General features: G+C 61.8%; 12 protein-coding genes. 7 read left to right on the top strand and 5 right to left on the bottom strand.

Features of this window, described 5'->3' with window-relative positions:
• Positions 1–2: 2 nt before the first annotated feature.
• Together NPS56_RS10155 and NPS56_RS10150 are read right to left on the bottom strand one after the other, a co-directional pair.
• A complete protein-coding gene (locus NPS56_RS10155; RefSeq protein WP_274074498.1) occupies positions 3–1,058 on the bottom strand; it encodes a Gfo/Idh/MocA family protein in 1,056 nt (351 codons plus the stop codon).
• Positions 1,059–1,287: 229 nt separating this feature from the next.
• A complete protein-coding gene (locus NPS56_RS10150; RefSeq protein WP_274074497.1) occupies positions 1,288–2,064 on the bottom strand; it encodes an IclR family transcriptional regulator in 777 nt (258 codons plus the stop codon).
• A 175-nt stretch (positions 2,065–2,239) separates the two neighbouring features.
• Between NPS56_RS10150 and NPS56_RS10145 the strand changes: the two genes are divergently transcribed.
• From NPS56_RS10145 to NPS56_RS10125, 5 genes are all read left to right on the top strand, one after another.
• A complete protein-coding gene (locus NPS56_RS10145; protein WP_274074496.1) occupies positions 2,240–3,982 on the top strand; it encodes an FAD-dependent oxidoreductase in 1,743 nt (580 codons plus the stop codon).
• Complete coding sequence (locus NPS56_RS10140; RefSeq protein ID WP_274074495.1) at positions 3,966–4,799, top strand: aldo/keto reductase; 834 nt, start codon at positions 3,966–3,968, stop codon at positions 4,797–4,799. Before NPS56_RS10145 ends, NPS56_RS10140 begins: the two co-directional genes overlap by 17 nt.
• Before the next feature lie 148 nt (positions 4,800–4,947).
• Complete coding sequence (ypfJ, locus tag NPS56_RS10135) at positions 4,948–5,817, top strand: KPN_02809 family neutral zinc metallopeptidase (protein ID WP_274074494.1); 870 nt, start codon at positions 4,948–4,950, stop codon at positions 5,815–5,817.
• A 147-nt stretch (positions 5,818–5,964) separates the two neighbouring features.
• Entirely contained in the window at positions 5,965–6,858 is an 894-nt protein-coding gene (gene ypfJ / locus NPS56_RS10130; protein ID WP_274074493.1) for a KPN_02809 family neutral zinc metallopeptidase, read from the top strand.
• Positions 6,859–7,815 (top strand): alpha/beta fold hydrolase, encoded by a 957-nt coding sequence (locus tag NPS56_RS10125; protein WP_274074492.1) that lies wholly within the window; start codon positions 6,859–6,861, stop codon positions 7,813–7,815. It begins immediately after the preceding gene.
• A gap of 53 nt (positions 7,816–7,868) precedes the next feature.
• Here NPS56_RS10125 and NPS56_RS10120 read toward each other — a convergent pair whose 3' ends face one another.
• The 3 genes from NPS56_RS10120 to NPS56_RS10110 all read right to left on the bottom strand — a co-directional run bounded on the left by NPS56_RS10120 (position 7,869) and on the right by NPS56_RS10110 (position 10,004).
• Positions 7,869–8,462, bottom strand: a complete 594-nt coding sequence (locus NPS56_RS10120; protein WP_274074491.1) for an HAD family hydrolase — start codon at positions 8,460–8,462, stop codon at positions 7,869–7,871.
• Positions 8,459–9,328, bottom strand: a complete 870-nt coding sequence (gene tesB / locus NPS56_RS10115; RefSeq protein ID WP_274074490.1) for an acyl-CoA thioesterase II — start codon at positions 9,326–9,328, stop codon at positions 8,459–8,461. The genes NPS56_RS10120 and tesB overlap by 4 nt, the downstream gene beginning before the upstream one ends.
• A gap of 106 nt (positions 9,329–9,434) precedes the next feature.
• Entirely contained in the window at positions 9,435–10,004 is a 570-nt protein-coding gene (locus tag NPS56_RS10110; protein ID WP_274074489.1) for a GNAT family N-acetyltransferase, read from the bottom strand.
• A 77-nt stretch (positions 10,005–10,081) separates the two neighbouring features.
• Between NPS56_RS10110 and NPS56_RS10105 the strand changes: the two genes are divergently transcribed.
• Both NPS56_RS10105 and NPS56_RS10100 read left to right on the top strand, forming a co-directional pair.
• On the top strand, positions 10,082–11,002 hold the full coding sequence (locus tag NPS56_RS10105; RefSeq protein ID WP_274074488.1) for a histone deacetylase family protein: 921 nt from the start codon (positions 10,082–10,084) through the stop codon (positions 11,000–11,002).
• Positions 11,003–11,293: 291 nt separating this feature from the next.
• Complete coding sequence (locus NPS56_RS10100; RefSeq protein WP_274074487.1) at positions 11,294–12,535, top strand: TIGR03862 family flavoprotein; 1,242 nt, start codon at positions 11,294–11,296, stop codon at positions 12,533–12,535.
• Positions 12,536–12,636: the final 101 nt, after the last annotated feature.

Genomic DNA, 12,636 nt, shown 5'->3' with positions numbered 1-12,636 from the left:
GCTCAATCCTCGATCAGGGCCGGTGCGCAGGCGCGCCCGGTTTCAGCGGCCTGGCGAATCGCCTCGACCAGCGCCAGGGTGCGGGCTGCGTCAGCGGCGCTGACCAGCGGCTCGACCTGCCCACGCGCCACGCGCACGAAGTGCTGCAACTGCAAGCGCAGCGCGGGTTCGACACTGAAAGGCTCGTTCGTCGACGCCAGGGGTTGATGCCAGCCACCGTCGGCTTGCGTGTAGTGCCAGTGCTTGAGCTGCGGGATACTGAGCGCCCCGGCGGTTCCCGCCAGCAAATAGCACGGCTGGTCGGCCTGGCGTGGATACACCGGGTTCTCTCCGGAGCCCAACTCCCAACTCCAGGGCGCTGCCACCGCATCGGACCCGGTCAGGCTGCCCAGCGCACCGTTGTCGAATTGCAGCAGCACGGCCGCGCAATCCTCGTTGGCAAACCCGCGCACGGCGTTGCTGGTGATGGCCTGCACCTGGCGCACTTCGCCGCACAGATGCCGGAGCAGATCGAGGTCGTGGATCAAGTTGGTCAACAACATGCCCGCACCGGGCTCGCGGCGCCAGGCCGTTTCGAAATAACTGTCGGGTTTGCGCAATTGCCAGAGTGCGGTGACGGTGCTCAACCGGCCCAACGCGCCGCTGTGGACAAGTTCATGGGCGCGGACGATCAACGGGTTGTGGCGTCGATGATGGCCGACCAGCACGGGAACGCCGCTCGACTTCGAGGCAGCCACCAACTCCCGGGCCTCATCCAGGTGCACACCCACCGGCTTTTCCAGCAACACTGGTAACCCGGCAGCCAGGCAATCGAGCGCGGTGCTGACGTGCAGCGTATTCGGGTTGGCGATAATGACCGCCTCCGGCTTTGCCTGCTCCAGCATCTGACGATGATCGGCGAAATACCCTACTCCCCATTCTCTCGCGAGGCCCGGCGCTTGCGGGCCAGGGTCGGCCACGGCGCACAAGGTCGCTTCAGTCAGGGTTTTCAACTGCTGGTAATGCTGCTGGCCCATGTTGCCAGTGCCGATCAGGGCTATACGCAATGGTGAACTCAAGGTGCGGTCCTCTTGTGTTATTGTTGGAATCAACAATTTAGAACCTGGTTCCAGATTCTTACACAAGCACGCATTGAAAGTGTTCGAACAGCGCACAGCTTTGGCAAGCTCAACGCCAGCCAAATGTGGGAGCGGGCTTGCTCGCGAAGAGGGTGTATCAATCAACATTTCCGTTGCATGACACACCGCATTCGCGAGCAAGCCCGCTCCCACAGGGATTGTACAGGCCTCAGGGAAATAGCTCTGACGCCAGACTCGCCGCCGACAACTCATCGGTAAACGCCAACAACAACGGCGCCAGTTCATGCAGCCGCGCCCCCGGCAGCCGCGCACTCGGCCCGGCGATGCTGAGCACGCCGATCACCCGTCCATCACCGGGATGTCGCACCACCGCGGCAATCGCCGAGGTACCCACCGCCGAACTTTCCTCGACACAGGCGTAGCCCTGCTCCCGTGCCAGGCGCAACCGTTCAAGCAATTCAATGTTGGACCTGGGGGCATTCGGGCCCAGCTCCAATGGCCGATCCGCCGCCTGGCGCTCCACCAGCGACAAGGCTTCGGCATCGCTCATGCAAGCCAGCCAGGCATGACCGGAGGCGGTGTAGAACAGCGGCGCATCCCGCCCCATGTCCGGGTCGTAACGCAGACCGGAACGAGCCCCCTGCGACTTGGCAATCCAGGTCTGGCGCTCGCCTTCGATGACCCCCAGGCGCACCAGTTCGCCGGTTTCCTGAGCCAACCGGTCGAGCACCGGCTGCACGATATCCGCACCGCTGCTCGACAGATAACGGAAGCCCATCGCCACCAGCCGGGTCGACAGGTGATAACGCAAGTTCTCCGGATTCTGGCGCACATAGCCGAGCCGGATCAGCTCAACCAGCAAGCGGTGGGTGGCACTCTTGGGGATGTCCAATTGCTCTGCCAGCACCTGCATCGGCAGGCCGCGAGGGTCGCTGGTGAGGCTTTCAAGCACACTGAAAACACGTTCGATCTGACTGCCGGCCATGGGGGTATCCACGCAAAATTTGCTCGATTCTAGAAGACAACCTGAGGAATGCGAAATCTGGAACTGACTGTCCGATAACCGCCCGCTTTACTCAGCATCGACTTGCCGGCTCTCTGCGGCCCTCATATATTTTCTGGAACCAGATTCCACAATAATAAACAGCGGAGTTCAATCAATGCCTGCCCAACCCCTTCCCGACATCGATTGCGATGTGCTGATCGTCGGCTCCGGTGCGGCCGGACTGGCAACGGCCGTGACGGCGGCATGGCATGGCCTGAAGGTGATAGTGGTGGAAAAAGACCCGGTATTGGGCGGTGCCACCGCCTGGTCCGGCGGCTGGGCCTGGGTACCGTGCAACCCCCTGGCCCGACGAGCCGGTATCGTCGAGGAAGTTGAACTGCCACGCACTTACTTGAAACACGAACTGGGCGACCGGTATGACCCGGCAATGATCGATGCCTTCCTCGAGGCCGCTCCGCGCATGGTGGCGTTCTTCGAACAACACACTTCGTTGCAATTTGCCGACGGCAATGCGATCGCCGACATTCATGGCGACACGCCGGGGGCCGGCACCGGTGGGCGTTCGGTGATCGCCGCGCCCTATGACGCGCGCAACGTCGGCAAGCTGCTCAAGCGTCTGCGCAAAACCATGCGCGAAACAGCCTTCATGGGCATGCCGATCATGGCGGGCGCCGACCTCACCGCGTTTCTCAACCTGACCCGCTCGTTGTCGGCGGCCTGGCACGTTACCCGGCGTTTCACTCGCCATCTGTTCGACCTCGCCGTGCATGGCCGGGCGATGCAGCTGGTCAACGGCGTGGCGCTGGTGGCGCGCCTGGCGAAATCCGCCGATGATCTTGGCGTGTTGCTGTGGGAGTCGGCACCGGTTACCGAGTTGCTGCACGAGAACAATCAGGTAAAGGGCGCGGTCGTTCGCACCGGCAAAGGTTCGATCCGCATCAAGGCACGCAGGGCGGTGGTGCTCGCGGCCGGCGGTTTCGCCAATGACATCGAACGGCGTAAGGCCTTGTTCCCCCGCACACCGACCGGACACGAACACCTGGCACTGCCGCCCCTCGGCGTGTCCGGCGATGGCCTGCGACTGGGCGAGAGCGTCGGCGCCCGGGTCGACACCAACCAGGCATCGCCTGTGGCCTGGGCACCGGTGTCACGCGTGCCCTATCGCGATGGCAGCAGCGGCCACTTCCCGCACATCATCGAACGCGGCAAGCCGGGGATCATCGGCGTGCTGAGCAATGGCCAGCGCTTCGTCAACGAAGCCAACGGCTACTACGACTATGTGACGGCCATGGTCGCCAGCGCCCCGCCCGGCGAAGAAGTGGCGTCCTGGCTGATCTGCAGCCATGGCTTCCAGCGACGTTATGGCCTGGGTATTTCCCGGCCGTTTCCGGTACCGCTATCGTCCTTTATCCGCAGCGGTTATCTGAAAACCGGCAACACCCTGGAAGAATTGGCCCAAGCCTGCGGCATCGACCCGATCGGCTTGTGCACCACCGTGTCGGACTACAACCGGCACGCCCAAAACGGCCAGGACCCACAGTTCGGCCGCGGATCAACGCCCTACAACCGCAAACAGGGGGATGCGCGCCAACAGCCCAACCCCTGCGTCGCACCCATCGAACAAGGTCCGTTCTATGCCGTGAAAGTCGAACCGGGCTGTTTCGGCACCTTTGCCGGACTCAAGGTCAATCAACACGCCCAGGTCCTCGACGACTCGGGGCAGGCCATCAGCGGCCTGTATGCGGCGGGAGCCGACATGGCCAGCATCATGGGCGGCCACTACCCTGCCGGCGGCATCAACCTGGGGCCGGCGCTGACATTCGGCTACATCGCCGCACGCCATATCGCCGGCATCAGCGCTTATGAAAAGGAGATCGACCATGCAACACATCGTTAACGCACAGGGCTTGAACATGCCCAAGCTCGGCCTCGGCACCTGGCCAATGCTCGGTGAAGAATGCACCCGGGCCGTGGAACAGGCCCTGGCACTGGGTTATCGCCACGTCGATACCGCTGCGGCCTACAACAATGAGGACGCTGTCGGTCAGGCACTGTTGAATAGCCCCACACCCCGTGAACAGATCCACGTCACCAGCAAAGTCTGGTGGGACCAGCTGCAACCCGATGCCATGCGCCATTCCATGGACCGCAGCCTCAAGGCTCTGCACAGCGATTACATTGACCTCTTCATGATCCACTGGCCCGGCACCGATTGGGACTTGCCGCGCACGATCGAAACCCTGGTGTCCTTCAAGGAACAGGGGTTGGCGCGCAACATCGGCGTGGCGAATTTCCCGCTGCCCCTGCTGCGCAAAGTGGTCGAGGAACTGGGCGCACCGCTGTCAGCCATTCAGGTGGAATACCACGTGCTGCTCGGACAAAACGCACTGCTGGACTACGCCCGTCAAAATGACCTGGCACTGACAGCTTATTCGCCGCTGGCACGCAACAAGGTCTCGGATGTTCCGGCTATCCAGCAAATTGCTGCCAGACACGGAGTACTGCCGACCCAGGTCGCACTCAAGTGGCTGCTGGATCAACCGAACGTGGCCGCCATCCCCAAGGCCAGCAGCAAGGCCAACCAAATAGCCAACCTGGAAGCGTTCGCAGTCAATCTGGATGATCAGGATCGTGCGCTGATTGCCGGCTTGTCCAAGCGTGAGAGGCAAGTCAGTCCGGACTTTGCGCCCGTGTGGGACGCGTTCGATCGATAACCGCGAAAAGGCCACTTTTGATGTGCGACACCCGTCGCAATGACTGTGGCTTACCAAACCTTACACATTTCACCCACACGCCTTGGCCAGTGCGGTTATTCATAGACCCGGCGCTACACGCCCCACCCATCTATGAGAGACCGCCAACATGCTATGGAACAAGGCAAGACGCAGCAAAAACGTGAACGACACTCGCCAGGGCAAGGATGCCCGCACACTTACAGGGACAACACTGGCTGCCGGACTGGCCGCCGTCGCCCTGGCCGGCGCAGGACTCTATTCGACACTGGACACGCCAGCGGACGTCATTGCGCCCGCGCCCTCGTACACCCTGAACCACCCCCTCCCTCAACCATCGGTCGAGCCTGAAGAAGATCTGCAGCTGATGTTTGTCCAGTCGGTGCTGGGCGATACCGAAGACACCTGGCAACAACTGTTTGCGCAAATGGGCCGAGACTACCCGCTACCCACCTTGACGCTGTTCGAAAACGGCGTGGTCTCCGGCTGTGGTTTCGCCAGCTCCAGCAGTGGCCCGTTCTATTGCCCGAGCAATCAACAGGTGTATCTCGACCTCGGCTTTTTCAACAAACTGGAGCAGCAGTTTGCAGTGGTCGGTGACTTCGCGCGGGCTTATATCATCGCGCACGAAATCGGGCATCACGTGCAGCTTGAACTGGGACTGTCCGAACCTTTCGAAAAAGCCTTGCTCGAACAACAACCGGTCAGCGGCGATGGCGGACTGGAGGTCCGTGCGGAGTTGCAGGCCGATTGCCTGGCCGGAGTCTGGGCGCACCATGCGCAACAGCGCCTGGACTGGATGGAGCCGGGTGATATCGAAGCCGCCCTGCATGCCGCGGCAATGTTCGGTGACGACCAACTGCAAGCTTCGCGAAATGCCAAGGTTCGACCGGAGACATTCAGCCACGGTACTTCCCGCCAGCGCGTGAACTGGTTCAAGACAGGATTTGCCTCGGGCCTGCCAGAGACCTGTGACACCTTCACTGCCGATGTCCTGTGATACCCGCCCGTCAATGAAGCCCCTAATGTCGCCGCCTGATAGAACCGCTGCCGCTCCCGGCTGTCTGACGACCGGACTGGCGCCGCTCCTACTCTGCAGCAACACTCATCCCACGGTTCTTTACCCGCAACATCAGAGGATTCCCACATGCTATGGAAAAAAGGCCGACGCAGCGACAACGTGGTCGATGCCCGTGGCGATGATGTCGGCGGCGGTGGCGGCGGGATGCGTTTTGGTGGCGGCAAGGGCCTGAGCCTGACGGCGATCCTGCTGATCGTCGGCATCGGCTGGATCACCGGCCAGGACCCGCTGCAGATCCTCGGACAATTGACCGGGCAGATGAGTGAACAATCGGCGCCGACCACGTCACAGACGCGCAAGGCGCCACCGGCCAATGACGAAGGGGCCGAGTTCGTCCGCTCGATCCTCGGTGATACCGAGGACACCTGGCGGCAGATTTTCCAGCAGGCGGACCGGCAGTACAAGGATCCGACCCTGGTGCTGTTCAGCAACCGGGTCAATTCGGCCTGCGGGCTGGCAACCTCGGCGACCGGCCCCTTCTATTGCCCCGCAGACCAGAAGGTCTATCTGGACATGGGCTTCTTCCAGGAGATGTCCCAACGCTTTGCGGCCGCGGGCGATTTCGCCCAGGCCTACGTGATCGCTCACGAAGTCGGACACCATGTTCAAACCTTGCTCGGCGTTTCGGCGAAGATGCAGGTCGCCCGCCAGCAAGGCCGGCAGATGGAAGGCGATGGCGGCTTGCTGGTGCGCCAGGAGCTGCAAGCGGACTGCCTGGCCGGGGTCTGGGCCAACAACGCGCAGAAGCGCCTGAACTGGCTGGAGCCGGGCGACATTGAAGAAGCATTGAACGCGGCGAACGCCATTGGCGACGATCGCTTGCAGCAACAGGGTCAGGGCCGCGTGGTGCCGGACTCGTTTACCCATGGTACGTCAGCGCAACGGGTGCGCTGGTTCAAAACCGGATTCGCCCAGGGCCAGGTTGGCCAGTGCGATACCTTTGCGGCGAAAAATCTGTAGATGAAGAAGTGGTGGTTAGTCGTACTGTTCACATGCGCAACGTCCCAGGCCGCCGAGCACGCGGTCAAGGAACTCAGCCCCGGGCGCCTGCTGTTGAAATCCGGTGAAATCGCGGTGGGCATCAGCCGTGCCCCGGCAAAAATCGAGCGGGTATTGATCATCGTCCATGGTCGCTTGCGCAATGCGCAAACGTATCTGCAGAGTGGTACGCGCGCGGCCGAACTGGCCGGGCAAAGCGCTACGACCCTGGTGATCGCCCCGCAGTTTCTCAATGAAACCGACGTTGCGCAGCATCCAGTGGCGGACACCGTCCTGCGCTGGCAGGGCAATGAGTGGATGGCTGGCGGTGAATCCACCGCACCCTTTCGCCTGAGTTCCTACGACGCGCTGGACGAAATCATCGCTCGCCTGGGTGATCGTCAGCAGTTTCCGGATTTGAAGCACATCGTCATTGCCGGTCACTCGGGAGGCGCTCAGGTGGTTCAGCGCTACGCCCTGCTGGGTCACGACAAGTCGGCCCTGGAAGCCGCCGGTGTGCAGCTGCGCTATGTCGTCGCCAACCCCTCTTCCTACACCTATTTCGATGAGCGTCGGCCAGTGGCCTTCAATCATGCAGGCTGTCCGCAATTCAACCGCTGGAAGTACGGGCTGACGGATATGCCTGCCTACGCAGAAGGACAAACTGCCGCCCTGCTGCAGGAAAAGTACCTCAAGCGCAACATCGTTTATCTGCTGGGGCAGCAGGACGTCGATCCCAATCATCCAGCCTTGGACAAAAGCTGTGAGGCAAAGGCCCAGGGTCCGAATCGATTGGCCCGCGGGCGCTACTACTTCAATTATCTGAAGCGCCTGCAACCCCAGGGGTTGCAGCAGCAACTGATTGAAGTGCCCGGGGTCGGGCATAACGGGGACGGAATGTTTACATCACCGCAAGGACAACAGGCGTTGTTCCCGTAACCGAAATTCCCCTGTAGGGCTGCCGCAGGCTGCGATCTTTTGCTCTCAACAAATCAAGCCAAGAGCATCTGCCGCAAGGCGACACAATCCGCCGCATGCCAATCGGTCAGCTCAGGCCACGGATTATCCGGCAGGTTGACCAACACCGTCCGCGCTCCTGCCGCGCGACCGCAATCAAGGTCAAACCGGTAATCACCGACCATCACCATCTCGCTGGCCGACACCTTCCAGGCTTCGGCCAGCTTCAGCAATCCACCAGGATGGGGCTTGGGTGGCGCTTCATCGCGGCCCAGCACATCCTCCACGGCGAAGCAGTCAGCCAGGCCGATAGCCTCCAGCGTGACATGCGCGAGTTCGCGAGCATTGCGCGTGAGGATCCCCAGGCGATACCCGCGGCCAGCCAATTCACGCACCAGCTCCACCGCCCCCGGTGCCGGTTTCGAGCCCAGCGCCAGATCGCGTTCGTGCTCGAGCAGCCAGGCGTGTTTGGCACTGGCTTCTTCGGCGGGCAGTGCCGCCAGATGCGTGAGGATGTCGTCTTCAGGCGGGATCGCCAACGCTACGCGAATCGCCGCGAAATCATGCACCGCCACCGTCAGGGTGCCGTCCATGTCGAACACCCAATGGCGCACCTCGGCCAGGCTCATGCCCAATCCTTGCGATGGCGAATCAGGCCTTCCTGAGTGACCGAAGCCACCAGTTGCCCGGCGCGGTTGAACACGCTGCCACGGGTGAAGCCGCGGGAATTGCCGGCCCACGGGCTGTCCATCGCATACAGCAACCAGTCATCGGCGCGCAGGTCGGCGTGGAACCACAACGCGTGATCGAGGCTGGCAACCTGCATGTCCTTGTGCCAGACCGATTTGCCGTGGGGCAGCATCGAGGTGGTCAGCAGACCGAAGTCCGAAGCGTAGGCCAGCAGATACTTGTGCAAGGCCGGGGCGTCGGCCATGGCGCCGTCGGCGCGAAACCAGACGTATTTGACCGGATCGCTGGCTTTCGGGTTGTAGGGATCTTCCTCGGTGACGGGCCGGAATTCGATCGGTTTCGGGCACAGCAATTTTTCACGCATGTGCTCGGGAATCAGGTGAGCGCGCTGCTGGGTCAGTTCCAGTTCCGATGGCAGGTTTTCCGGTCCGACCACTTGCGGCATTTCGCTCTGGTGCTGGAAACCTGCTTCGTCGTACTGGAACGAGGCGCTGCAGGTGAAGATCGGCTGGCCCTTCTGGATCGCCGTCACCCGCCGCGTGCTGAAACTGCCACCGTCGCGCACCCGGTCAACGGAATACACCACCGGCAACTTGGCATCGCCCGGACGCAGGAAATAGCCATGCATCGAATGCACATGACGCGCCTCCTCAACGGTCTGACTGGCCGCCGACAGCGACTGGCCGAGCACCTGGCCGCCGAACAGCTGACGAAAGCCCAGGTCCTGGCTGCGGCCACGGAACAGGTTTTCTTCGATCGGTTCCAGGCTCAGCAGGTCGACCAGATCATCCAACACTTGGCTCATTCAGACTCTCCTCACACAACGCAATGCCGCGCAGTCCTGGCTGCGTCGGTCGATTCAATTTCTGGCCGGTGCCAACATGGGGGCCATTGTAAACGTCCGTGGCAGGTTATCCATGCAAGGTTTGCAGCCATTGTTCACGGCTGATGCGGTACAGCACGTGGCGACGCAGGGGATGATCGAGGGCCAGCCTGGGATGATCGAAGTCATCGGCCGGATCGTGATGCATGCCGATCGCCTGCATGACTTTCTGCGACGGCAGGTTGCTGACCGCGGTAAAGGACACGACCTCGTTCAACACCAGGCGATCAAAGCCGCAGCGCAGAGCGGTCCATGCCGCTTCGTTGGCATACCCCAGGCCCCAGTGCTCGCGCGCCAGGCGCCAGCCGATTTCAATGGCGGGAGTGAAAGGCGCGTCGAAACCGACCACGCCCAGACCGGTAAAACCGATGAACTGTCCGGTGTCCTTGCGCTCCAGCGCCCAGAGGCCAAAGCCATGCTCGACAAAGTGCTCGCGAACCCTGTCAATCATCGATGCACTTTCAGATCGGCTCAAGGGCGTCGGAAAATAACGCATGACCTGTGGATTGGCGCACATCGCGGCAAATTCCGCCAAGTCGCCATCATGCCACTGCCGCAACAGCAATCGCGCGCTCGCCAGTTCCAGTATCGGCTCCATCGTCCCCCTCCCCCAATTCCATGCTGCCAGTCTACAACGCTGGTAGGATCCTTCACTCATTCCGAAACGAAATCATCATGCCGCTGCCGCTGATCTACCACGAAGACTACAGTCCCGAGTTCCCGGCGGATCACCGCTTCCCCATGGACAAGTTTCGTCTGCTGCGCGATCACCTGGTGGACAGCGGCCTGACTCGCGACGCCGACCTGCTGCGCCCACAGTTGTGCCCGCCGCAGATTCTCGCCCTCGCCCATGACCCTTCGTATATCGAGCGCTACATGAGTGGCGATTTGTCCCGCGAGGACCAGCGCCGCCTCGGCCTGCCCTGGAGCGAAGCCCTGGCCCGGCGCACGGTGCGGGCAGTCGGCGGTTCGCTGCTGGCGGCGGAGCAGGCGCTGGAGCATGGCCTTGCCTGCCACCTGGCGGGCGGCACGCACCATGCGCATTACGATTTCCCCGCCGGTTTCTGCATCTTCAACGACCTGGCGGTGATCAGCCATTTCCTGCTGGAGAGTGGTCGGGTGAACAGGGTGCTGATCTTCGACTGCGATGTGCATCAGGGCGACGGGACTGCACGTATCCTGCACAACACGCCGGAAGCCGTGACCGTTTCCCTGCACTGCGAGAAGAACTTTCCTGCACGCAAAGCCGAAAGTGACTGGGACATCCCGCTCCCCAACGGCATGGGCGATGCCGATTACCTGAAGGTGGTGGACGATGCGCTCAACTACCTCTTGCCCCTCTATCAGCCGGACCTGGTGCTGTACGACGCGGGTGTCGATGTGCACAAGGACGACGCGCTCGGTTACCTGAAGCTGACAGACGAAGGCGTCGCCGCCCGCGATGAAGCCGTCATGCGCCATTGCCTGGGTCGGGACATTCCCGTTGTCGGCGTGATTGGCGGCGGCTACAGCAAGGACCGCCGGGCCCTCGCCCGCCGTCACGGCATCCTCCATCACAGCGCCCAACGGGTCTGGCAGTCATCAGGCTGTCACTGAGTTGTGGATGCTTTACCCACAATGCCTGTGGAACTGCCTGTGGATAACCTGAGTGAAAGGGACTGCAGCCCATGTCACCTGCAGGCTACAGAGAAGTGATTATTTTTTAACCAGCCACTGAATAGACCTCTGAACCCTGTAGGAGCGAGCTTGCTCGCGATGGACTCAAGGGCACCGCATAAATTCAGGATGAGCGCGTCATCGTTAACGTCCATCGCGAGCAAGCTCGCTCCTACAGGGGATGGGGCTGATAGAATGCACGCCCTCTTCCGCAGAACCGCAGCGCACGCCATGACCCAGCACTCCGCCTCCTCCCCTTCATCTGTTGCCATCATCGGCGGCGGCCCCGCCGGCCTGATGGCGGCTGAAGTCTTGAGCCAGGCCGGGATCAAGGTCGACCTGTACGACGGCATGCCTTCAGTGGGGCGAAAATTCCTCCTGGCCGGCGTTGGCGGCATGAACATCACCCACTCCGAGGCCTACCCGGCGTTCCTTTCGCGTTACGCCGAACGGGCACCGCAGATTGCTCCGCTGTTGCGCGCCTTCGGTGCCGATGCGTTATGCCAGTGGATACATGGCCTGGGCATCGACACCTTTGTCGGCAGTTCCGGGCGGGTCTTTCCCACCGACATGAAGGCCGCGCCCCTGCTGCGCGCCTGGCTCAAGCGCCTGCGCGACAGTGGCGTGGTTATCCACACCCGCCATCGATGGCTCGGCTGGAATGCCGATGGCAGCCTGAAAGTGTCGAGCCCCGAAGGTGAAAAAACCTTAACGCCTGATGCAACGTTGCTGGCCCTCGGCGGCGGCAGTTGGTCACGCCTGGGTTCGGACGGCGCGTGGATGCTGCCACTGGAGCAAAAGGGTGTAGGACTCGCGCCGCTGCAACCGAGTAATTGCGGTTTCGAGGTGCAGGCCTGGAGCGATTTGATGATCAGCAAATTCGCCGGCGCACCGCTGAAAAACATCGCCATCGGCCTCAACGACGACGTGCCGCGGCTCGGTGAATGTGTGATTACCGCCACGGGGATTGAAGGCAGCTTGATCTACGCCTTGTCGGCACCGATCCGTGAAGCCATCAACCAGTACGGTTCGGCGACCGTTCATCTCGATCTTCTGCCCGGACGACCTGTGGATAAAGTCCAGGCTGCCTTGAGCAAGCCACGGGGATCACGCTCGATGGCCAAGCATCTGCATAGCCAGTTGGGTATCGATGGGGTGAAAGCGGCACTGTTGCGAGAGCTGACATCTGCCGACACCTTTATCGACATGGCATTGCTGGCCAAGGCGATCAAGGCGTTGCCGATGACACTGGTGAAAACCCGACCGCTGGATGAGGCCATCAGCAGTGCCGGCGGTGTGTTGTTCGAGGCGATGGATGAGCGGTTGATGCTCAAGCAAATGCCTGGGGTGTTTTGCGCTGGGGAAATGCTCGATTGGGAAGCGCCAACGGGTGGCTATCTGCTGACCGCGTGTTTCGCCAGTGGGCGTGCAGCGGGGTTGGGGATGGTGGAGTGGTTGCGGCGCAAGGGCTGAAGACCGCGGCGCCGCCATCGCCAGCAGGCTAGCTCCCACATTGATCTTCTGTGAACACAATATTTGTGTACGACACAGGTCCACTGTGGGAGCCAGCCTGC

The sequence above is a fragment of the Pseudomonas putida genome, from assembly GCF_028682635.1.
Classification (GTDB): Bacteria; Pseudomonadota; Gammaproteobacteria; order Pseudomonadales; family Pseudomonadaceae; genus Aquipseudomonas; species Aquipseudomonas putida_AE.
This window is presented reverse-complemented; position numbering and strand designations above follow the sequence as displayed.